This window comes from Flavobacterium cheongpyeongense (assembly GCF_003202435.1).
GTDB classification, from domain to species: domain Bacteria; phylum Bacteroidota; class Bacteroidia; order Flavobacteriales; family Flavobacteriaceae; genus Flavobacterium; species Flavobacterium cheongpyeongense.
This window is the reverse complement of sequence record NZ_QJHK01000025.1, coordinates 20233-43045: the sequence shown is the minus strand read 5'-3', so window position 1 is coordinate 43045 and position 22813 is coordinate 20233. Positions and strand designations below refer to the sequence as shown.

At 33.1% G+C, this 22813-nt stretch carries 16 protein-coding genes; 4 read left to right on the top strand and 12 right to left on the bottom strand.

The window, feature by feature from the left end; genetic code table 11:
* Nucleotides 1-57: 57 nt before the first annotated feature.
* Nucleotides 58-3072, bottom strand: coding sequence for a tetratricopeptide repeat protein (locus tag DMB65_RS19615; RefSeq protein WP_110308332.1), 3015 nt, complete (start codon nucleotides 3070-3072; stop codon nucleotides 58-60).
* A 285-nt stretch (nucleotides 3073-3357) separates the two neighbouring features.
* On the opposite strand from DMB65_RS19615, the gene DMB65_RS19610 reads away from it, so the two are divergent.
* On the top strand, nucleotides 3358-4041 hold the full coding sequence (locus DMB65_RS19610; RefSeq protein ID WP_110308331.1) for a cell division ATP-binding protein FtsE: 684 nt from the start codon (nucleotides 3358-3360) through the stop codon (nucleotides 4039-4041).
* On the opposite strand, the gene DMB65_RS19605 is transcribed toward DMB65_RS19610, so the two are convergent.
* Entirely contained in the window at nucleotides 4042-4863 is an 822-nt protein-coding gene (locus tag DMB65_RS19605) for a 2OG-Fe(II) oxygenase (protein ID WP_110308330.1), read from the bottom strand.
* Between the two features lie 50 nt (nucleotides 4864-4913).
* Here DMB65_RS19605 and DMB65_RS19600 point away from each other — a divergent pair, with 50 nt between their 5' ends.
* Nucleotides 4914-5816 (top strand): glycosyltransferase family 2 protein, encoded by a 903-nt coding sequence (locus DMB65_RS19600; RefSeq protein WP_110308329.1) that lies wholly within the window; start codon nucleotides 4914-4916, stop codon nucleotides 5814-5816.
* On the opposite strand, the gene DMB65_RS19595 is transcribed toward DMB65_RS19600, so the two are convergent.
* Genes DMB65_RS19595 through DMB65_RS19585 form a run of 3 tightly spaced genes read right to left on the bottom strand, consistent with a single transcriptional unit; the run spans nucleotide 5799 to nucleotide 8412 of the window.
* The gene (locus tag DMB65_RS19595) at nucleotides 5799-6896 is read right to left on the bottom strand and encodes a glycosyltransferase family 4 protein (protein ID WP_110308328.1); all 1098 of its coding nucleotides are present in this window, start codon (nucleotides 6894-6896) and stop codon (nucleotides 5799-5801) included. The two genes, DMB65_RS19600 and DMB65_RS19595, sit on opposite strands and share 18 nt — an antisense overlap.
* Nucleotides 6893-7285: a sugar 3,4-ketoisomerase gene (locus DMB65_RS19590; RefSeq protein WP_110308327.1), complete on the bottom strand. Its 393-nt coding sequence runs from the start codon at nucleotides 7283-7285 to the stop codon at nucleotides 6893-6895. The genes DMB65_RS19595 and DMB65_RS19590 overlap by 4 nt, the downstream gene beginning before the upstream one ends.
* Nucleotides 7285-8412 (bottom strand): glycosyltransferase, encoded by a 1128-nt coding sequence (locus DMB65_RS19585; protein ID WP_110308326.1) that lies wholly within the window; start codon nucleotides 8410-8412, stop codon nucleotides 7285-7287. The genes DMB65_RS19590 and DMB65_RS19585 overlap by 1 nt, the downstream gene beginning before the upstream one ends.
* A 33-nt stretch (nucleotides 8413-8445) precedes the next feature.
* Between DMB65_RS19585 and DMB65_RS19580 the strand changes: the two genes are divergently transcribed.
* Nucleotides 8446-9582, top strand: a complete 1137-nt coding sequence (locus DMB65_RS19580; protein WP_110308325.1) for a glycosyltransferase family protein — start codon at nucleotides 8446-8448, stop codon at nucleotides 9580-9582.
* A 150-nt stretch (nucleotides 9583-9732) separates the two neighbouring features.
* Here the strand turns inward: DMB65_RS19580 and DMB65_RS19575 are convergent, their stop codons facing one another.
* The 3 genes from DMB65_RS19575 to DMB65_RS19565 are packed head-to-tail and all read right to left on the bottom strand — an operon-like array spanning nucleotide 9733 to nucleotide 12743.
* Nucleotides 9733-11178 (bottom strand): hypothetical protein, encoded by a 1446-nt coding sequence (locus DMB65_RS19575; protein WP_110308324.1) that lies wholly within the window; start codon nucleotides 11176-11178, stop codon nucleotides 9733-9735.
* 2 nt (nucleotides 11179-11180) lie between these two features.
* Nucleotides 11181-12557, bottom strand: coding sequence for a methyltransferase domain-containing protein (locus tag DMB65_RS19570; RefSeq protein ID WP_110308323.1), 1377 nt, complete (start codon nucleotides 12555-12557; stop codon nucleotides 11181-11183).
* Nucleotides 12558-12743 carry a hypothetical protein gene (locus DMB65_RS19565; RefSeq protein WP_110308322.1) on the bottom strand — a complete coding sequence of 62 codons (186 nt, stop codon included), beginning with the start codon at nucleotides 12741-12743 and terminating at the stop codon, nucleotides 12558-12560. It abuts the gene before it with no gap.
* A 397-nt stretch (nucleotides 12744-13140) separates the two neighbouring features.
* On the opposite strand from DMB65_RS19565, the gene DMB65_RS19560 reads away from it, so the two are divergent.
* Nucleotides 13141-13545 carry a helix-turn-helix domain-containing protein gene (locus tag DMB65_RS19560; RefSeq protein WP_110308321.1) on the top strand — a complete coding sequence of 135 codons (405 nt, stop codon included), beginning with the start codon at nucleotides 13141-13143 and terminating at the stop codon, nucleotides 13543-13545.
* Between the two features lie 254 nt (nucleotides 13546-13799).
* Here DMB65_RS19560 and DMB65_RS19555 read toward each other — a convergent pair whose 3' ends face one another.
* The 4 genes from DMB65_RS19555 to DMB65_RS19540 form a co-directional block, all read right to left on the bottom strand.
* Nucleotides 13800-14414, bottom strand: coding sequence for a hypothetical protein (locus DMB65_RS19555; RefSeq protein ID WP_123955367.1), 615 nt, complete (start codon nucleotides 14412-14414; stop codon nucleotides 13800-13802).
* 1 nt (nucleotide 14415) lies between these two features.
* The gene (locus tag DMB65_RS19550; protein WP_110308319.1) at nucleotides 14416-15411 is read right to left on the bottom strand and encodes a hypothetical protein; all 996 of its coding nucleotides are present in this window, start codon (nucleotides 15409-15411) and stop codon (nucleotides 14416-14418) included.
* 384 nt (nucleotides 15412-15795) lie between these two features.
* Entirely contained in the window at nucleotides 15796-16332 is a 537-nt protein-coding gene (locus tag DMB65_RS19545) for a hypothetical protein (RefSeq protein WP_123955366.1), read from the bottom strand.
* Complete coding sequence (locus DMB65_RS19540; protein WP_110308317.1) at nucleotides 16316-22804, bottom strand: RHS repeat-associated core domain-containing protein; 6489 nt, start codon at nucleotides 22802-22804, stop codon at nucleotides 16316-16318. Before DMB65_RS19540 ends, DMB65_RS19545 begins: the two co-directional genes overlap by 17 nt.
* Between the last annotated feature and the right edge of the window lie 9 nt (nucleotides 22805-22813).

Genomic DNA, 22813 nt, shown 5'->3' with positions numbered 1-22813 from the left:
AATGTAATTTCCTTTATGTTCCTTTTACAGATAACATCTTACTTTTTACTTATAAAACTATTTTGTAATTGACGAATTGGTTTTAGACTCTTCCAATTTGATTACGTTTAACTCCCTTTTAGCTTCTTCAACTACATCCGTATAATCAGTAAAATTGTTGATTACGTTATCCAAAATATAAGTCGCCTGATAGCTGTCTTTTAGTCCGTAGAAGTTTTTAGCCATTAAAACAAGACCTTTCGCACCGTAGTATTTATAACCTGAGTAATTTTTAGCTAATTTCTGAACTGAAGCATTCGATGCATCAAATTTGCCTTCTTTGGTTTTAAAGTAAGCATCATAATACAGTGCTTCGGCAGCCAGTTCACCTTTTGATGTTGTCGATAATTTTGCGTAAGCAGCTTTTGCCTTCTCTTCGTCACCTGTTTGCATTGCGGCACGCGCTACAATGATTTGTGCATCTGCTTTTACATTTGCATCTGCTTTAGGATTTTGAAGCACCTTGTCAGCATATCTTACGGAATTACTGTAGTCTTTTTTATCGTAATAACATTTCATCAAATTTGCCTGTGCATAATTTTGATTTTGAGCAGCATCAGATTCCTCACTTAAGCGAATTAAAACTGGAATTGCCTTATCACAATCTTTTGCTTTTAGATAAATCTGAGCCAGTCTGTTTAGTGATTGTTCTGTAAATTCGTTTCTGGGTTGATCGGTTACGTATTGGTAATTCGCAACTGATTTCGTTTCTGACCCTTCGGCATAAAGTAACTGTGCCAGGTAAAAATTAGCCTCCAATGAATGTAATCCTGACGGAAATTTACTTACATAACCTGCAAAACCTGTAATTGCCTGCTTGCTGTTATTCTGGCTGTATTGTTTAAAAGCAGCGTCATACGTATCATTATCCAGTTCTGCATCTGTAACCGAAACAAAATCCAATGTTCGTACCCAGGTTGCATATTCGTCTACTTTTCCTGAATCAACATAGATCAGTCTGGCTGTGGATACCGCCTCAAGAGCTTCAGGAGTTCTAGGAAATTCTGCAGTGACTTTCTTAAATTTTAGCAAGGCCAGTTCATATTGGTCTGAATTGTAATAAATCAATCCTTGCCTTAAAATAGATTTCGCGGTGAACGAGCCGTTTTTGTATTCTGAAATCAACTGATCATACGTTTTAACAGCCTGATCATCCTTGTTTCCGGCAACATACGTATTGGCCAATTCAAACAAAGCATCATCACGATATTCTGATTTTTTATACATCAGGAGGAAATTATTCAGCTCATCAATTTTTTTATCGTTTCTGGACATAAATCCGTATGAAATTGCTTTTTGAAACTGTGCATAATCAGCATCAGTACTTTTCGCAGTGATTGCTTTGCCATATGCTTCCATTGCCTCAGCATATTTAGATGTTACGAACCGGGAATCTCCCAAACGCAAATACGAATCATTCAGGCGCACTTTGTCTGCCGGTGCTTTATCAATCTGCTCCTGAAAAGAATTTCGTGCCTGATCATATTCTTTCAGTTTAAAATAGGTGTACCCGATGTTGTAATTGATATTTTTATATTCGTCGGTTGCTTTTGCTTCCGATAAACCTGCAAATTGCTTGTAGCTCAATAATGCATTTTTAAAATCGCCTGTTACATATTCCGATTCTGCTTTCCAGAAAGCAGCACGAGCTGTAAAATCAGGAGTTTTCTGTTCTTTTACAGCACCATTAAACATTTTTAGTGCTTCTGTATAATTAGATTCATTGTATAATTCAACTCCTCTGTAAAAAAGCACTTTTTGATACGCTGATTTATTTTCGGGTGTCCTGTTTTTCTCTAATAAAACCAATGCTTCCTTGTAATTTTTGGTTGAGATATAAGAATCTACCAATAATTTTTCAATTTCCGGTCTGTTTGAATTATTTGGATATTTTTTCAGGAAATCAAGTAAAATACCTGGTACTGTTTGGTAGGCGTTTCCAATTTCATAACTCAGTTTGGCATAATTTAAAGCCGCATCTTCCTGAATCTGCGTATTAAAATCCATTTCGGAAGCATTCTTAAAGGCATTTAAAGCCTCTTGTTTTTTTGCTGTGTTGAGATAAGCCAAACCTAAATGATAATACGCATTTTGCGCCACGAAATCTTTTCCTTCAATGATTTTATTAAATTGTGAAATCGCTTTTTCATAGTCTTTCTGCTCATAATAAGCGTAACCTAGCTGATAAAAATCGGTATTATTCCATTTTCCTTTTTTTCCTGCGTATTGTTCTAAATACGGAATAGCTTTACCATATTGTTTTAAATTAAAATAACTTTCTCCGATAATTTTATTTAGTTCAGATTTTTCAACAGCATTCGATTTAGCCATTGCTGCCTGTCCCAATTCGATTGCTTTTTGAAAATTTCCCAGTTTAAAATTCATATCCGCCTGAAAATAGGAAAGTTTTTCTTTGTATTTTTCTTCGCCAGAAACCTCATCAAAATATTTGGTAGCTTCTTTATAATCATCGCCTTCATAAGCCATAAACCCAAGGTAGTATTTGGCTTGAGAACCAAATTCAGGAGAATTTAGTACTTTGTTAAAATAGGCAGTTGCCTGTTTTTTGTTTTTAGCATTAAAATAACTATAACCTTTTTGAAAATTAAATTTATCCCGCTCAGATTTACTCATATAACTTTCTTCTACTTTATCAAACCATTGTAATGCTTTTGGGTAATTTCCCTGTTCGAAGAAGTAATGTGCTGCCTCAATATAAGCTTGATTTTGCTTGGTACTTGTTGGATAATCATCCACAAACTTTTCCATCAGCTCATCAGCATTTGCCTGATTGGTTCTAATGGCACAATTGGCAATATAGTAGGCACAATCTGATTTTACTTCTTCTGTAGTAGCCTGATTTTTCACATTTTCAAAAATATGCTGGGCCGAAACGTATTGTTTATCATTATACAAAGCCACTGCTTTGTCAAAATCCTTTAAGTCGTATGTATATATAGCTGATTTTTGTGCCGAAACCATAGCTGAAAAAAAGACAAATGGTATTAAAAAGAACCAGAAAATTTTACGCATTTTAATTGTATTTAGTATTCAAATGTATCATTTTATACCGTTTATAACGAAACGTTTTAAGCTTTTATTATGAACAAAAGTTATACCGTTTTATTTTTTGAGCCTTCAGGAGCTTTAAAATCCTGATTAGAATTATTTCAAACCGATTCGTTTATAGTAAGATAGTTTATCGATAAAGAATATTACACATACTGTTTATGAATATTTTTTTTCTGTCCAAATGATTAAAATTTATTTTGAATCCAACCGTTAACTTATTACTTTTACATTCAAATCAATTTTATTATGTCAGAAACCGTACTATCTCTTAAAGATGTCACTATATTTCAGGAAGGAAGAAAAATTTTATCACACATCAATTTAGAAGTTGAGCATGGAGAGTTTATCTATATTATTGGAAAAACAGGTTCCGGAAAAAGCAGTTTCATGAAAACTTTGTATGGTGATTTGCCTCTTTCTGAAGGTGAAGGACATATAGTTGAATTTGATTTGGCTGAGTTAAAAGAAAGTCAGATTCCGTATCTGAGACGTAAAATCGGAATTGTATTTCAGGACTTCAAATTGCTTCCTGACAGAACGGTAAAAGACAATATGTTATTTGTTCTTAAAGCAACTGGCTGGGTAGAAAAAGAAGCCATGCAGCACAAAATCGATGAAGTTCTGGATAAAGTGGGCATGAAAGATTTTATGAATAAAATGCCGCATCAGCTTTCTGGAGGTGAACAACAGCGTGTTGCGATTGCAAGAGCTCTGTTAAACGATCCTGAATTTATACTTGCCGATGAACCTACCGGAAACCTTGATCCACAAACGAGTTCTGAAGTTCTGGAAGTATTGAAAAAAATCAATGCCAACGGTAAAACCATTATCATGGCCACTCACGATTATGCTTTGTTGATGAAATTCCCATCTAAAACACTGAAATGTGAGGATGAGCGAATTTTTGAAGTGGTGCAGCGGTCCGTGTAATTATTTCTTATAAATGTGTGGATTTTCTTTAATTCCTTTTTTGAATATTTTTCTAATATTCATTCTTAGGAAAGTATCCATTTTCAAAACTATGTCGGTAAATTTATGTTCAGGTCTTCCTCTAAAAGAAGTTACATGAAATTTATCCGTGGCAAGAACAGGGTTTTTTGAAAAATAATAATTCGAAATGCAGCATCTAAATCCTTCATACACAACTGGCGATACAGAGTGCAATGATTTGTTATGTGTTGCCATAACGATCAGCCTGTTGAATTTACTATGAATTGTAATTTGATTGTTTTTTAAACCATCCGGCCATAACTCCAGATTACCTCCATATTCCTCTTTCCAATTGGGAGTTACGTAATATAACAAATTCAGTACACGCCAGCGTTCCCGGTCTTTATCATGTGAGTTATCCAGATGCGGATTCAGGAACTGTTTATTGCCCATCATAGAAAGTCCTCCGGCATACAGAAATTCATCTGGAATTGGATCTTTAATTTGACAAATTTCACCAATTAGCTCTACAATTCTTCTATCCTGAAAAGCATAAATAATTTCTTCAAGTACAGGATTATATAAATTCATCTGAACAGCAATATATTTATCTTCCTTAATACTTTTTTTGAGAACCATTTGACTCTGCTCAGGAAAAACTTTGTTCAATTCGATTGCTATTTCCTGAGGGAGCAGATCATCTAAAAAAAAATAGCCTATTACTTTATTCGATTCTTCAAACTGTTTTGAAAGAAGAACTTTATTATCACTGACCTTTTTGTAAATAATTTCAGCAAACTCAATTCTATTTATAAATTCCATATTTTTGGCGTATTATTGCTTTGCAAATATATTACTAAAAAGTTTTGTTAATGCTTTCTATACTTATTCCGACTTATAATTATAATGTTTACAATCTTGTTTTGGAATTACATATACAATGTTTGGAATCAGGAATAATTTTTGAAATTATTGTAATTGATGATGGGTCGAATACAAGAATTTTAGAAAATGAAAAAATAAATACTTTATCATATTCCAGCTACGAAAAATTAAAGTCTAATATTGGGAGGAGTAAAATCCGAAATTTATTGGCTCAAAAAGGAAATTATCAATGGTTACTTTTTCTCGATGCAGATGTATTTCCTAAAAACAAAAACTTTATCTCAGCTTACATTCAATGTATAAATAACGAAGAGAAAACAGTTAATGGAGGTTTATTATATCCTGAAAATAAACCTGAAAAAAACAAACTTTTTCGTTGGATCTATGGAAAGAGAAGAGAAGCATTACCCTTCGAAAAAAGAAAAAAAAATCCTTATTTAAGTTTCTTAACACTCAATTTTTTAATAAATAAATCTGTTTTTGAAAAGGTTTCGTTTAATGAAACAATACCCAATCTTAGACATGAAGACACTTTGTTTTCGTATAACCTGATGCGAAAAAACATTACAATTGAACATATTGACAATCCTGTTTACCATTATGGAATGGATGATTTTGAAATTGCCATCAGAAAGGAAAATGAATCCTTAACTGCTTTAAAATATTTAATCGATAATAAACTGATATCAAAAGATTACGTTCGGATTTCTAAATTATTTTCGACGATTACGAAATTAAAACTAATTTCTCTTCTTGTATTATTCCATAAATTGACCAAATACCTTTTTCTAAAAAACCTGGCCGGTAAATACCCAATGTTATATGTTTTTGATTTATACCGTTTAGGGTATATTGCGAAACTTGAAAAAGAATCACGAGGGCTTCTTTAAATCTTCAAAAAGGGCAATCCAGGTATTCATTATTAACTGAATTTCATATTGTTCTGTAGTTTTTTTTGCGTTTTTACCAAGTTCTAAACGCAGGTCTTCATCTTTGATTAAAAGTTCTAATTTCTCTACAAATAAATCAATATTGTCATCTTCAATTAGAAATCCGTTTTGGTTATTTTGGATAATTTCTCCAGGACCAGAACTACAATCATAAGCTATACTGGGTAAACCGCAATTCATGGCTTCTAAAAGGACCATAGGAAAGGCTTCTGAACGGGAAGTCATTAAAAAAACGGAGGACTGATTGTAGCAATCTTCAATATCTGCAACAGGAGAAATGAAATTTATCTTTTTAGCAATTTTCATCTTCTCAGCAATTTTTTGATACTTTAAATCCGCATCCCACTGCCCATATACATCAAGAATCCAATCAGGGTATTTTTTCAATATCTCTTTCCAGATTAACAATAACCTGTCTAAGCCCTTTTCATAACTATGTCTGCAAACAGCTATTGCCTTTTTGTTTTGTAGCCTTGCCTGATTTTCAGAAATAAAACTGACTGGATTTGGAATCACTTTAGAATTGTTAATCTTCCATTCCTTAGCAGCCCTTTCTGTTAGAACAATAAATTTATCAAACTTTCTGGAGGTAATTCTTTTTAGGAATAAAATAATTTCAGATCTTATCTTATTTAAGAATCCTTTTTTCTGTATTTTTTTCAGATTAACAGAAACGTGTGTTTCGAAAACTAATGGTGTTTTAGACTTTATTAGCCAAGGTATAAAAATCCACAAAACAGCATCACAAACAATCACGATATCGGGTTTTTGATCATAAATTGTTTTTTTGATTAATTGTAAATATCTCCACAAAAACAAGGCTTTATTTTTACATTTATCAATCGTAAACCATTGTATTTTAGAGTCAAATGGATAAAAAAAATCCCCATCACAGTCATTTACAGTTAGAATATCAACCTTATAATTCAAAACTGAGACTAAATAATTCGCTTTTAAAGCAACAACCCTCGCAATTCCACCAGAGTTTTTGATGTCTGGTGTTATATATAGAATTTTCATTTTTTAGACATTCGGAATTCATCAAAATCCCTTATATAATCATCTTCTTTATAAACCGCAGATGCTAAAACCAAACATACTGCACCCGAAGAAAAATTTTCTAACTCTCTCCATATATTATCTTTTATGAGAAGTCCTTTATCCGGTTTATTTAAAGTAACCGTTTTTATATCATTTCCATCTTTAAGTACCACATCAAAGCTTCCGGAAATAGCAATGAGTACTTGTTGCAGTTTTTTATGCGAATGACCGCCGCGTATGGATGAACTTGGAATATCATACAGATAATAAACTCTTTTTATATCAAACGGAATAACTTCATTTTCAACAACAGCTATATTACCCAATCGGTTTTCTATTTTTGGAATATCTATAATTTCTATTTTCATTATTGGGTATTCGTTTTATTATAAAGATCTATTTTCATCAAATCTAACCATTGTTTTCCAATATTCTCTAAAGAAAATTGCTGAATACTGTCGAAAGCATTCTTTTTACAATAGCTGTATAATTCTTTATCTTCTACAAACAAATTCATGGCTTCTGTTAATTTTTCAAGATTTTGATTTTCTACCAGTAATCCGTTCTCTTTATTTAAAATAATTTCTTTAGGACCAGATAAACAATCAAATGCTATAACTGGTGTAGAACATGCTAATGATTCTAATAACACATTTGGAAATCCTTCGTTTTTACTTGACAAAACAGTAAAATAAGCATTCTTGTAATATGGAAATGGATTATCAATTTTACCTTTAAATATAATTAAATGTTCTAATTTAATTTCCCTGACATACTTTTCTAATTCACATCTGAAAGCCCCTTCTCCTAAAATAATTAATTTTATATTTTTATTTACCAAATCTGATTTAGAATAACAATATATTAATTTATCAAACTGCTTAACCATATTTTGCATATTCCCAACAGCCAAAATGTATTGATCTGAAGAAAACATTTTACCATCAATCAATTTCTTGTTAATATAATCAAAATCAACAGGATTATATATTGTTTTGACATTATGATATTTATAGTCAAATTCTACTTTATTTTTAATTTTTTCAGATACGGTTACTATTTTATAACAATGCTTGTAAATGTATTTTGCCAGAAATTTAATATTTGGAAAATATAAATTAACCATGTAACTATGAATGATCTGTATCAGAGGTGAAGAATATATACATTTAGAAATAAAAACCTCTTGTAAATTATGATTTTTGACTCTGGTATCAATTATAAAATCAAATTTATTCTCTTTAAAGAACTTTCTCAATATATAAAATCTTTTAATTTTATTAAAAAAATCATTTCTTTTATTCTTTAGCTTTCCAAGATTGATAAGTTTACCTGAAAATTCATATTCGACCTTATCTACAACAATAATATGGTAAACATCTATATTATTTCTTTCAAAGAAAACAGAAAGCAATGCCGAACAACGCTCAGCCCCTCCACCTGCTAGCTGGTCAGAAACAATGCAAATACTTCTTTGCATATTTAATTTGTTCATTTTATTACTATTTTAGCAACAAATATAATGATAATGAATATTTTACTTGTTGGAGAATATAGCTTATTACATAATTCCTTAAAAAGTGGATTAACTGAATTAGGACATAATGTAACTTTAATCGGAAATAGCAACGGCTACAGATCATATCCTGTTGATTATGATCACGAAGCTAAATTTCTAACAAAAAAAATCTTTATAATTCCGAGGAAAATATTTTTCCGTTTGTTTAAGTTTGAATTATTAGGTATCGAATATGGAATTCGCTTTTATCTTCATTTATCAAAATTGAAAAATTTTGATGTTGTTCAATTTGTTAATGAAGCCCCAATTAAAACTTCTAAATCTTTAGAATATTTTTTTATCAGAAAGATTTTTAATTCGAATAAAAAATGTTTTGTATTATCTGCAGGCATTGATTATTTGACTTTAAAATTTTACATGGAAAATAAAAATTACAAATCACTAATGACTCCTTTTTTTCAGAATCCAAAACTAAAAGAACATCTTCAGTTTTTTGATTATTTCAGCAAAGGTCATATTAAGATCCACAATTTTATCACAACTAATTTTAACGGGTTGATACCAACTGATTTTGACTATGTCGAAGCAAACAGAAATAGTCCTATTTATAAAGGTTTTATACCCTATCCTGTTAATATAAAGAAACTGAAATTCGAAAAATTATTCATTGAAAATAAAATTGTGATTTTTCTTGGAATAGGCCGGTATAGTTACCACCAGAAAGGAATAATTTACTTTGAAAAGGCTTTGGAATTGATTAAAAAAAAATATGCTGAAAGAGTCGAGATAATTATCGTAAATACTATTCCGTATCCAGAATATATAAATCTTTATAACAAATCACATATTCTTTTAGATCAATGCACGTCTCGCGATCAGGGATATAATGCACTCGAAGCAATGGCTAAGGGAAAGGTAGTTTTTACAGGAGCTGAAACAGAATTTACGAAATATTATAATTTATCAGAAAGAGTTTGTGTCAATGCTATTCCTAATGTTGACTATCTGGTCAATGAATTGTCTTTTTTAATAGAAAATCCACAAGAAATAGTAGCTATGGGGATACGTGCCCGATCTTTTGTCGAAAAAGAACATGATTATATAAAAATTGCCCGGAAATATTTAAAAATCTGGGAAAATAATTAAATTTTAACAACTTTACTTCTCTTAAAGAGACGAACTTGATAAATATTTCTTACTCCAGAATTACCTGTTTTTTGAAAAAAACAATAAAAAAGGTAATTATTATTTTAAGAAAATCATACGGAGTTCACAATAAATTAAAGAAATCTAAAATCATTCTATTGCCATATAAATTTTAGAAAAGTCATTAGGCTGATATAAATTATAACTTTTATCTGACTGAAGATTTTTAAGCAATTCTTTGTCCTCACTCAAAAAAGAAAATAAGACCCTGAATAAATTTACGGATGATTTTAATTTTGAATCATATTCTGTATATTGGGGAGTATTCCATTTTATCGCGAGTTTAGCGCCAAAAACTGATTTTAAAAGAACTTTATCCGAAATTTTTTTTGAAGCTTCCAAAGTATGTGAAAACCCAACAAAACCACCATGATCTGCCCCTATGATTATAATAGCATTTGAATCGTTTTTTTCAATAAAAGAGACTGTTTCTTTTAACCACTTATTTGCTTCTCGCAATCTTTTTATATAAGATATTCTTTCTTTTTCAATCCCCAAAGATTGTTGTTTATAAACTGCTATATGATTAGGTGCAAATTTTTCAATAAAGAAAAAATTATTAGTACCTCTATTTTTTAATATTTGATATTTTAAATCACTTGAAAGATTTCGTTTTGACTCAAAAACATTAAAATAAGGAACTTCGTCTGAATTAAAATTACAATAGTCATACTCAACATTCGGGCTATTAGCAAGTAAATAAGGGCTTTCTGTTAAAAAAAATGTTTTATAAGTATTCTTTTTAAATATTTTTAAAACCGGATTTTTTCCTGTAATTAAATCTCTGGAATATTTAAAATTCGAATTTATATTATAAAAATGATGCTTCATGAAAAAGCAAGAACTGTTTGACGTTAAAGTCGATTCATAATTACTTCTAAAATCATTATATAATGTAAATTTTTTTTCTTTTAACCATTCATCAAACTCTGAATTATCAAAACGATATAAAATACCTTTAAGGTTTTCGTTACTTGCATATCCATCTGTCTCAATGTAATATACATTAGGCTTCTTTTTAAAACTGGTATTAAGAATATGATCAGGCTGTTGCTGCCATGAAGCAGATTTTCTAAGATTGCCCCAAATTATTTCAGAAACTTTTAAAACTGGAATTACTGAAAGTAATAAAATAAAAACTATTATTTTTTTGTAATGCATATAAAGTTTTAAAGAAATAAAGCAAACAAAAACTAATAATCCTAATAAAAGCTTTTTCTTGATTGTTAAAAAATATACTTGTGAAAAATAAGCAGCCGTTAATTCAACAACTACAACAAATAAAAAGTGTTTTCTGTAAGGCTGTAACTTTTTGAAGCGGATGAATAAATGATACAATAAAAATATACTGATTGATGGCAATATCAAAAACAAAAAAGAAAAGTAAACCACATGTCTTAATGAATTAATATCTTCAAAGTTATTTGAATAATAAAAAACTATTGGATAAAAACCGGAAAAAAAACCCACCAGCAAAGGATAATCCTTTTCTCCTTTGATAAAATTGTCAAATTGTGTTTTGATACCAGAATTCATTTTTATGGATTAAGACGTTTCAAACTATATAAAATTCTTTCAGAAGACTCAATTTTCTCTTTCTTTATGATTTCAAAATAAACTGTATATTCTTTTTCGAAATTTTCTTCGTTATAAAAGTCAAAATGACCTGCAAATTCTCTTTTACTGTCCAATAAAAACTGAACCCACGAATCTGTTCTTGCAGGGAATTCAATCAAAAGGTTCGAAGCCATTTTTGAGAAAAACTGAGCCGAAAATGAAAATGGAATATTTCCGGATAAAGTAATATGATGGATTACGGCCAAAGCGAGGCAAGCATCAAGATTTTGCGCTTTCACTCTATCAACAAAAGAAAAACGCTCTGCGTTATTAAAACCATAATTTGCTACCGGATTTAATACATCTGCAACGAGCGGTAATATGTTTTTTTCTTTATTTTTTAGTACCTGCCTGTAATTTTGTTCTACTGCATTAGCGTCAACGTCTGCTACAATTAATAACTCTGCCTGCTCTTTTAACTCGCGCGAAAAGGTACCATCATTGCCTCCAATATCAATTAAAGATTTTCCTTTTATGGATAAAAACCAATCCTTAACAAACTCTTTCTTAAATTGATACGCAACATCATTATAATTGATCTGATTGTAATAATGATCCCATTCTGTTTTTTCGTTAACCGATAAATTTAGAATGTAATCATACAAACCGTCAATTAGTTTAATTTGAGAAGCTTTCGATAAATTATTGTTTACTGTTTTTTTATCTGACTCGTATTTCTTATCATATTTAGCCAATAAATGAATGTTGGTCAATAATGTAGGACTAAAATAGCTTTTGACAGGCAGTAAGAGTGACAGTTTTTGTAACGAAAGACCGTCAAGGTTTTGAGACAGCATTTTTAAATGCTCCTGTCCAAAATATTTTGCCAGGACTAAAGGACCTAAAAATTGCATTATAAACTGCTTGTAGGCCAGCCATGGATTATTTTCTTTATAAAAATCAAAAGACAGGGTGTCTATAAAAACAGGTTTTCCTTCATGAAAAGTAATGTTAAACGCTGAAGCATCTTTTAACGTAAAATTATTTTGCAGAGACAGCTTTTGGATTTTCAAAGTCAGCAAAGCCGCATGTTTGTATTGTAAAAAACTCCATTCGTAAGGATAAGTTACAAAGGGAATTTTTTGTGCTTCTATAATGATCTGATTTTGATTTTCCTGAACTGTTTTGTGCGGAATTAAATATTTTTTTTCAAAAAGAGTATCATAGAAACCACTTTCTGTTAAAGATTTGTATTGACTGAAATAAACCGGTTTTATTACTCTTTTAATGCTTCCGTCTTCTATAAACACATATCCGGACGGATCCCTAAATGAAGAAGTCGTTCTTGTGTTTTTCATTTATTGCTGATCTTCCTTAGTATCGGTATCATCCATTAAATCATCTTCTGCTTTGTTTTTGATTCCAAAAACAGATTTTATTTTATGTATAACTGTTCTGTAAAACAATAATACTCCTGCTACTGCAGCCGCTAAAAACTGAACAATCAAAGCGCCCGTTCCCGGATCAAAATATAATGGAATCATATTTACGTATTTTTTTTCAAAAATACCTAAATTTAAGTAAATTCATAATGTATATGCCTACAAATTAACTTATACTATTCTTTTTATTTTTTATACTTAATTAAAGCTAATTATTATTGGCATCTCTTATTTTTCCTGCCACTACCTGATAAATCTTCTTAGTATCAGAATTATTAAAAAGTTAATCTGCTAAAAAAGAAAATGTAATTTTCATGCACTATCTATGCTTTATCTATGCTTTTGTGTCGTCCTTGTGTCGTCCTAAAATAACTATACAAATTATAATTTTAAAATTATGATCTATAATATCTGATAAAAAACACGTTTTACCTGACATTTTTTTATATTTGAAACTAAATGGCTTTATCTTTGAGCCTTAAGAAAACTAACACTCATTATGGAACAGAAAATACATCAGGGAAGAAACGTAAAACGTTTTAGAGAAATGCTCGGCATCAAACAGGAGGCTTTGGCTTATGATCTGGGAGATGACTGGAACCAGAAGAAAATTTCTATGCTGGAGCAGAAAGATGTTATTGAAGATAGTCTGCTTAAACAAATATCAAATTCGTTAAGAATCCCTGTTGAGGCATTTCAAAATTTTGATGAGGAGCAGGCAATAAATATTATTTCTAATACATTTCATGATACTCAAGGCTTAATAAATTACAGCCCAACTTTCAATAATAATCCAATCGACAAATTGATTTCACTTCATGAAGAAAAGATCGCACTATATGAGCGTATGCTGAAAGAGAAAGATGAAATGATGGCAAGGCTTGAAAAGCTAATCAGTAAATAACACCTTGTTTTTCGAAGTATTCTTTACTAACGTTGTTCATGTATGTGAACTGCTGAATTTTTACTTACAACAAGTTAACCATTTTATAAAGTATACTAAAATAAGTTTGATATAAAAGTAAACCCTCGCAATTTGCGAGGGTTTGCTTTTATATACTTTATAGTGTCTCTGCGGGCACGAGCCAGAGGCATCGCGCTAGCCGTTGAACTTATTTCTGCTCGCGCCAGCTGGGGGAGTTTGTTTTTTTTATGATTTTATTCGTAACACTTTTGTCCTTTACAATAGAAACCTAAACTTTTGGTTTTTATATTACCTTTTTTATCAATTTTGATTTCTATAGATTCTTTTTGTGGTGGATATTCGTGGAATTTCATCAAATGAAGTTCATAATATTCATTAATTATCCTATAAGCACTTCCCTTAATATCTGCATCTAAAATATAATCATAGGTTCTTGCTAAAAGCATTGCTTCTTCTAAATTGTCTATTGTTCCTAAAAATTTTCTAAACTGCTCTTTAGTTTTCAAATATTCTAGTTTATCACTTTCGACAGTTACAGCATAATTACAACAATAATTTGGATGACAACCTTCAAAAAAGCCTAATATATTGTGATTTATATTTATATGTTTTTTTTCTAAAGTATCTCCACCTTGTTTTAAAACTGTATGTTTTTCTTTACCTGAATTTTGATAATAAGACATATAAGCCCAGTATTGATATTTTTTGTTAGGAATAATTTTAGTTCCTAAACTGTCTTTATAGTTAGAACTTAAATCATATTTTATTTTTTGAAATTTAGGTTCTTCTTTTTTTGAACAAGAACTCATTATGAATAAACTAATTAAAATTGAAAAAATATTTTGCATATTAATGTATTCTAGCGTTATTAACTTGATACCAACCATTATTTGAGTAAGGAATGCCACCATATTGAAAAGCAAACTTAAAAGCATAAACTTCTGAATAAGCTTGAGGCTTTTTACTATAATCCCCATATTTAGCTATTAATGGAGCTAATTGTCCCGTATAATTGAAATATGCGTGACCAAATTCGTGAAGCATATTATGAGCTAAGGTTCTATAAGAAGCGAAAGAAGATTTAAAGAAAGTAATAGTTGAAGATTTATAGTTATCAGTATCATATGCAAAAGTCTTTGCTTCAGAAATTCCATCACTTGGCGCATAAGCATATTTTGGTTGAGCATACATTTTAGGATTACCAGACTTATTATGCCAATTTTTTAATGTTGGAACATTTTCAGCCATAGTATTTAAAGTAGTCTCATTTGCTGGAGCAGGACTATCAGCGCTACTTCCATAAGCATTATCTATCTCTTTATCAAACTTATGTTTTGCAAATGCTTCATCCATTTTATGCATTGCATGATTCAATCCACTAACAACTAATCCCGTAACAGCCCCCTGCCAAAAATTACCACCAGTTAGTGCCGCACCAGCACCAGCAGAAACTGTACCAAAAGCAATCATACCTGCAACATTATTAGCTCCTAAAGCTCCACTTATTCCCTGATGTGCATAAGTAGAGGTTACAAAATGTCCTTCGGTCAAACTACTATTGGTTTCAAAATTTGTTTCAGTTGTACTACCTCCACTCCAGGCACTAGCAGCAATACTACTCAAAGCGCCGGCCGCAAAACCACTCCAAAACTTACCTCCTTGTATCGCCGTCATACTACCCTGAAAAGTTCCATGAGCCACTGCACTAAATGCCGCCTGCGAATAGAAATTGGTAAATAAACTAGTTGACGCACTACCAATACCATATGTCACAGCTGAACTCGCTGCACCTATAAACGTAGCTTTAGCCAAACCGCCAACACTAAACGGCACATCGGCTAGCAAAGCGGGACTTTTATACTATTTTATGGCTTTCAAGAACTTTTAAAATACGCAAAGTCATGAGACTTTGCGGAGCGGGGGATTTATAATGTGCAATAACGGCTTCGGCCACTTAAAATCAGCTTATAAGATTATCTTATTTTTTCAATTGTTAGTAATCCCTAATTTAAGTTACTAATCACAGACTAGCTCCAGTGGCTTAGTTTACTACAACTGTTGACCATTTTATTAAAAACACAAAACCTCACATTGCTGCGAAGTTTTGTACTTCTATTCTTTGTATATTCTCTTTAGCGGGCACGGAAAGAATTTCCGCGCTATCGTTGCCTATGAGAATCTGCGCAAACGGGTTGATGGCAACGCCGTTTTTCTGGAGTTTGGCCAGATTTACCCCATTCCAAAAAACTCTTTCTTTTTAAAGACCCAAGTATCATTTTCTTTTTCAAAATAATATTTATGATGAATCATACTTATCCCTATTCTTTTTTTCACTTCAATGCTTGATTTGTTTCCTTTCATACTAAAATTAAAAAAACTCACAAACAAAACATTAGTATCATAATTATTGACTTTAACAATCTCTATTTTGTAATGTGATTTAAAATTAACCAAATCTTCTTTTTGCAAATTAAATCTCAAATAATTTGTCTCATTATTTTTATTTAATTTGTTTTCTTTTACTAAAATTGAATCTAGCAAGCCAATTGTCATTTGTTTCACCTTCAAAGGTTTATAATTTTTAAAATCCTTATGGGAAACTGATGAAACAGGCATTTTGCTGATATCAAAACTCTCAACAGAGTCTATTAAAACATTTATATTTTGTGTTATCAGTTTTCTACTATCTTCTGTTTCATTCTGTTTTTTACAACCTAACAATAGCAAAATAATTACTATTCTTAATACTTTAAAATTTCCAATCATATATTGTTGCATTTTTTGTTGAACCAATAATTCCGTTAACTAATCCAAAAACTCTTTTTTCAAACATTTGACCTGCTTCATACTTTCCAACTAATGAAGGTAATCCATTCCAGTACCTACCATAATGAACCAGTTCGTGCAAAACTGTGATTCCTGCCAAAAAAGATCTTCCATTCAAATTGTCAAATATTTTAAACCTTGTATAATCAAATCCGCCTTTATCTAAACTTGATACTAAACTTTCGCTAATATGAATATTCGTGTTGTCTTTTGAACCAAAAAATTGTCCCCATTCATCTGTTCCTCCAACTTTTACCATATTGACAAGATTTCCTACAGATAATAAACTTAATATTTCTTTGTTTGAATAACCACTATACAAAGACATAGACTCTAAAACAGATGGATGATCTTTTACATAGGTTTTTAATTTTGAAAGGACTTTATATAGCCCCGGATATTTTTCTTCAATCTCATTCTTGATCTGTATCATATGTGCATAATGATTCAAGCCAGAAACCACAAGCCCAGTAACAGCTCCCTGCCAGAAATTACCTCCAGTAAGAGCAGCTCCAGCTCCACCGGAAACTGTACCAAATGCAATCATACCAGCTCCTGAACTTGCGAAGTTTCCTGCTCCATGATAATTACTATTTGGTCCTCCTCCGCTCCAGGCACTCGCCGCAATACTGCTCAAAGCACCAGCTGCAAAACCACTCCAGAATTTACCTCCTGAAATAGCTGTCATACTACCCTGAAACGCTCCATGTGCCACAGCACTAAACGCTGCACTAGCATAGAAATTGGTAATTGTACCAGCAGCACTACCAATACCATATGTTACCGCTGCACTTGCTGCTCCAATAAAAGTAGCTTTTGCCAAACCACCAACACTAAACGGCACATCGGCTAACAAAGCGGTTACTGTATAGGTCAATGCTGCTATAGTTGCACCAATTATCACAGCACCAGCAAAACCAATAACTACTTCCCCACTAGGATCCGTATACATCAACGGATTATTCAGCACATAGGAATACCTGTTGTAATTCTGGGTATTCTCAGGCTGCTGTATAAAATTATCCGGCATTAAAAAAGAACGTAAAACAGGATCGTACAAACGGCCGTTCATGTGTATCAGACCAACCTCTGCCAGATGTTCGTGGCTGGTATAACCACGGTCGAGCATCATCAGGGCTGCTCCTGTGCCGTTTGTCGGCAGGGTGATCGCAACACCGTTTTTCTGCAGTTTGGCCAGATTCCCCCAGGCATCAAACTGGCGTCTTTCTACCGCTGTACCTGTGTTGTCTGAAATAGCGATAATGCTTCCCAGATAATCCCTGTGAAGATAATATTTTTTGTCTGTAATGGCGCCTGTCGCGACCGTTTTTGTTTTTTCTGTATACAGAGGTGCTCCGTACGCATCACCTCCGATATAAGTTCTTATGGTAACTTCTGTAGGAGTCCTTATAATCTCTACCGTACCGTCATCTGTATAGTTCTTGGTTTTGGTATACACACCATCTGCTCCCGGTGTGGGGATCTGAAAGCCAAATTTCATCGCCTGCCTTGACAGATGGGAGTTATACGTAAATGTTGTACTGCCTTTATCGCTTTCGTTTATCGATATAGGGCTTTTAAACATATTATAGGTTACCAATTGTTTTGGCAGATTGTTGTAATAAGCCTCACCCTCTGTCGTCAGTTCTATTTCTTTCTTCTGGTAAATCCCGGTATTGAAATTACCGTTGTAGGTAACTGCCCCCAGTTTGTTGTTATTGGTGATCCTTCCCCTGTCATCATAGGTATTCGAATCGACAATACCTGTCAACGGGTTGGTCCAGTTGGTCAGTCGGTCTAAAGCATCATAGGTAAACGTTTCTGATGTTCCTAAAGCCACATTCTGACGGTTGCTCAATGTTCCTTTTATGGCATTAAAACTATAGGTATTGTTTACAATATTAATACTGTTTTTGGTATGTGTCTGAGAAGTATAATACCCATGCACATCATACGCATTGGTTATGGCCACTCCGTTCCCCAAGGTTTGGGTTAACGGCTGCATCTTCTCGTTGGCTGTATTGAGCTGCCATAAAACGGCATCATTGCCATCTGTCAATTTATCCATCATACCGTTGTAGGCATTGTACACGTTTTTTGTGGTAACAGATTCGCTTACCCCCGATGTCAGATCCTGTGTTGCATTGGTCGCTGTAACTGGTCTTCCGTAGCTATCGTAGGTTATGTTTTTAGTTTGCGTAAAAGCGGCATTGGTTTCTGTATTGGTTACAGCTCTGTGGTATTCATCATAGGTATACCCAAAACTATCTATGTTTGCTCCCAAGCTATTTTTACTGGTTTCACCTGTAAGCTGAGCAAAAGAGTTGTAGGTATATTCTGTCTCGATATCTGCCCCATCGCCTGACACTTTTCTTTTGGTTACTTTACCAAATTCATCATAAAAAGTATCTGTTTGCCCTTTTGGCGTCGTTTCTGTGATTAATTGTCCAAAGGCATCATAACTGTAGGTATAGGTTCCCGCATTAGGGTCGGTCATGGCGGTTTTATTGCCCCAGCCGTCGATGGTAATGTTTACTTTGTGCCCGCCATAATTTGATTCTTTCAACTGCCCATTGGCATAATAAGTAAAAGTGATAGTACCTCCCGGATCTGTCGTCTGTGTTTTATTGCCCAGGGCATCCACTGTTGCTGTTGTTGTTTTTCCGTCATCAACGCTTGTGGTAGTCAGACCTGAATAGGACAGCGTTTGTATCCTGCCCGTTGGCTGTGTTATTTTGGTCGGACGCATCAGATAGTCATATTCATATTCTACCCATCGGCTTGGAGATGAAAAATAAGGCTCGCTTTCTTTTGTTTTTCTTCCCAGACCGTCATAAACCACCTGTTTTGAGATAGTCGAATTGACTGCCAATCCTTTTGTTGTTGTGATAACCGCTCTTCCCAATACATCGTACTGCGTGATGCTTTTGGCATTATCGCCTACTGTATTCTGGCTGGTAACAGTGTAGCCTCCATCTGATAATTTAGCATAAGTAATGGTGGTTTCCAATGGTACGGCAGATACACCGGTCGTTTTGGTTTTGGTCAGTTTTCCCCAATTATCAAATGTATAATCGCTTACTACTCCAAAAGGACTTGTTGATTGTGTTACCTGCCCTAGTCTGTTGTAAACAAAATTAGTTACAAAGTTCTGATGATCTGTTTTTTTGACCACGAAACGTTTGGTGGCATCGTACTCATCTGTTATTTTTCGGGCTGTCGGTGCCGGCAATGCATTAGGGGCAGAAACCGTTTTGGTCAGCAGATTCCCTACTGCATCATAAGTCATGTCTTCGACAATGGCATAGGTATTGTGTCCTTTTTTCTCTGTGCGGGTCAGGTTTGTTCCTGTGTAAGTATGTATTTCTTCAGATGTTCGGGTATCACCGGAAGCAACATTGTTGGTTGAAGTATTTACTTTTTTAGGCCTTCCGATGTAATACGAACTTCCTCCTCCTGATGGGTTACTGTCATATTCTGTATCCACTGTTGTGCTTCCTTGCTCGGTTGAGCCAGTGTACTTTTTGGTAACCGCTTTTCTTTCCAAACCATAATAATCTACAGAGGTCACGGTGCCATCATAGGTAAAAGCAGTCTCTGATTTTACGCCCGACAATGCATCAAGAGTCGTTTGTGAATCCAGCAAAACATTATATACTTTTGATGCTGGATTGGTGTAAGTTGAAAAGACATTCGTTTTAGTGCTTAACAAATTAGAAGGTACTGCATCAAAAACCGTAGCCCCGTTGGTGCTTGACCAGGTTATGGTATTGGCTCCTCTAAGATTCACATCATTGTGCTGTGTTGTCCATATTTTGGTATCAGACGGAGATAAATACCAGCTGCTTCTTGTGGTTCTGGTAAAACCAACAGTTCCGTAGTTGAAATTGGATACATAACCGCGATACCTGAAATCCTGATATTTCGAAACTCCATTGATGGTAGCGGTTAATTTAGAAACCAAATAACTTCCTGAGTTTCTGACAATCTCAATATTGGGATAGTTTACAGCATCTGCGGAGGAATAAAAATCAGTGCTGCTATTTCCAAATTTGCCGTCTGTGGCTTCCATTGCTTTATAATCAATAGTCTGAATGATTTTCCCATTGGCTTCTGTGACTGTCTTTAATCGATTGTCCTTATCAAAATCTTTATTGAATTGGTAATATTCGATTTTGTTAGAATGTCCACGAACAATAACCAAATCGGTATTGGCACCATCGTATCTGTAATTGGAAACTAAAGGAATTGGGATATCAGGAGAACCTGAAAAGGAAACACCAGAATCATAAGTCATAGGAAACTTATTAGTACTTGCTGTATTTCCTATATTATTCGTATAGCCTTTAACCCACCATTCTGTATTATGGTTATTAATAGTCCATTTTGGCTTGTAATACCTTCTCCATACCCGCACAATATCGGATTTACCATCTTTGTTGATATCAATAGCATAATAATTGCTAAAATGGGTTTGAGAATCAAAATGTGTACCTGTATTAGGCCAGTATTCTACGATATTGTCGTGAGTTTCTTTTACGAAAAATTCTCCTCCGGTCGGTTTTGGATTACTGTAATAAATATGCCATTTCACCTGTCCTTCTCCACCTTCTCCATCAGGAAGCATGATATCGGTTTTTCCATCTCCGTTGTAATCGCCTAATAACAATTGCTTTGTAGTTGAATATTTATCCAGAACGCCCATTCCAATTACTTCTAATTCTATCCAAGGGCTTACAGTTAGTTGTTTAAAATTAACTATTTTATACGTTTTATCGTAATTAATTACTAATATATCTGATTTTCCATCACCGTTGAAATCTGCCGTAATTTTTTTATCACCTAATAAAACAGAACTGTTTTCCAACTTAACAAATTCTTTCTGACCCAGGACTGTAGATGCATTGGGATCAAGATTCATTAAATGAAAATCGTATCCTTCAGACGACTGACTTTCAGTACAATACTCATCTATTAGATAACCGTTACCGTCATATACTGCATAAGGATAAATTAAAGTTTTGTGGTTTCTCTGACTTTGTATTAAAAATTCACTTATACCATCTCCATTAAAATCTCCTTCAAAATAATCATTAAATTTTAAAAGATTTGCAATACTACTACAATATGAATCTGAATCTGGATCAATAATCATCGTATTATTAAAATCTATTATCTTATTGTGGCTCAAGACGACTCCATTCCCAGATAAATTATACGTTTTAAACTCTATTGTGGTCAAAGTTTCATTAATATAAACAATCGATTGGAATTGGTTTAGTTTATTATCAGTGAGTGTAGTGGCAGCAAATTTGTAACGAATCCATACAGGTAAATCAATTGGAGCATTGCCCGTATCACCATTAAATAAATTAGTAAACAGTTTATTATCAGCTACAAAATCCAACCTGCCATCCCCATCAAAATCTCCTGCTAAGGAAGCTTGAGAGAAATTCAGATTATTTGTATATTGTTTCTCTGTTTTTGTAGTTGTAGTGGGTATACCATCACCATGATATGCAAAAACTACAGGATTTGATTCTTCGCTTTGAGCATTGATTTCCTTTATATTTGTTACTCGTTCATATCCTGAATCATCAGTCGCATGCGTTAATTGGTACTTTCTGAAAATAGCATTGTTTGCATATACCTCTATGAATTTTAAGATTTTAGTGGCATAGACTGCACCCCCTTTCATATAATCTCTTTCTACCCTTTTTGCATTATCGTATTTAAAAGCAATTTTATCCTGAGCCGCAATTCCTGCTGTTGTGTTGCCGCTAAATATAATGGAATCAATATACAACTGGTTTGTACTGTTATAGGTAACCGTTTGATAGGTATAATCGATAAAATTTCCATACGTATCTTCAAAACGCACAATATACCAGGAATTAACCGATACCGAATTTTGCAGCGTCCCATCTCCTTTTGAGCCGTACCAGCTTCGTGAGCCATCTGGTGCCGTGACTATAAAATACGTTACAGATCCTTCGATTTTTAATTCGATTTTGGTATTGCTTTTATACTCGGTTTCGTAGGTAGAACCGTGTGCCCAATACGTACCTGTTTTTATTAACAATCGTTGACCATCTAAGGATAATTTATCATTATCATCAAAATCAACTCCGTCTACAAAACCGTCAATATCACGACGCGTAGCTATACGGCTTATGGCCGAAATACTATTAATGCTCCAGCCTTGACCTGCAATTCCGCCTCTTGCACCGCTGCTATAGGTAAGATTGATAATAGGTGCCACATTTTTTATACTGGGCGGCATCGCTATTGGCAAAGTATAGGTAGCAGTACCTGAAGCTGCTATTTGTAATTCTCCTTTAGTATCTGTGAAATTTTGAGAAAAAGAAAAAGAGGAGAATAAAACTATAATGAAAAAGTAAAATTGTTTCATGTCTAAATC

What these genes read in the sequence shown, in the direction of transcription:
- DMB65_RS19555 (WP_123955367.1), bottom strand. Translation starts at nt 14,414, where the DNA reads ATGCAAAATATTTTTTCAATTTTAATTAGTTTATTCATAATGAGTTCT.
- DMB65_RS19600 (WP_110308329.1), top strand. Translation starts at nt 4,914, where the DNA reads ATGCTTTCTATACTTATTCCGACTTATAATTATAATGTTTACAATCTT.
- DMB65_RS19590 (WP_110308327.1), bottom strand. Translation starts at nt 7,285, where the DNA reads ATGAAAATAGAAATTATAGATATTCCAAAAATAGAAAACCGATTGGGT.
- DMB65_RS19540 (WP_110308317.1), bottom strand. Translation starts at nt 22,804, where the DNA reads ATGAAACAATTTTACTTTTTCATTATAGTTTTATTCTCCTCTTTTTCT.
- DMB65_RS19615 (WP_110308332.1), bottom strand. Translation starts at nt 3,072, where the DNA reads ATGCGTAAAATTTTCTGGTTCTTTTTAATACCATTTGTCTTTTTTTCA.
- DMB65_RS19570 (WP_110308323.1), bottom strand. Translation starts at nt 12,557, where the DNA reads ATGAAAAACACAAGAACGACTTCTTCATTTAGGGATCCGTCCGGATAT.
- DMB65_RS19585 (WP_110308326.1), bottom strand. Translation starts at nt 8,412, where the DNA reads ATGAACAAATTAAATATGCAAAGAAGTATTTGCATTGTTTCTGACCAG.
- DMB65_RS19595 (WP_110308328.1), bottom strand. Translation starts at nt 6,896, where the DNA reads ATGAAAATTCTATATATAACACCAGACATCAAAAACTCTGGTGGAATT.
- DMB65_RS19580 (WP_110308325.1), top strand. Translation starts at nt 8,446, where the DNA reads ATGAATATTTTACTTGTTGGAGAATATAGCTTATTACATAATTCCTTA.
- DMB65_RS19545 (WP_123955366.1), bottom strand. Translation starts at nt 16,332, where the DNA reads ATGATTGGAAATTTTAAAGTATTAAGAATAGTAATTATTTTGCTATTG.
- DMB65_RS19560 (WP_110308321.1), top strand. Translation starts at nt 13,141, where the DNA reads ATGGAACAGAAAATACATCAGGGAAGAAACGTAAAACGTTTTAGAGAA.
- DMB65_RS19605 (WP_110308330.1), bottom strand. Translation starts at nt 4,863, where the DNA reads ATGGAATTTATAAATAGAATTGAGTTTGCTGAAATTATTTACAAAAAG.
- DMB65_RS19610 (WP_110308331.1), top strand. Translation starts at nt 3,358, where the DNA reads ATGTCAGAAACCGTACTATCTCTTAAAGATGTCACTATATTTCAGGAA.
- DMB65_RS19565 (WP_110308322.1), bottom strand. Translation starts at nt 12,743, where the DNA reads ATGATTCCATTATATTTTGATCCGGGAACGGGCGCTTTGATTGTTCAG.
- DMB65_RS19575 (WP_110308324.1), bottom strand. Translation starts at nt 11,178, where the DNA reads ATGAATTCTGGTATCAAAACACAATTTGACAATTTTATCAAAGGAGAA.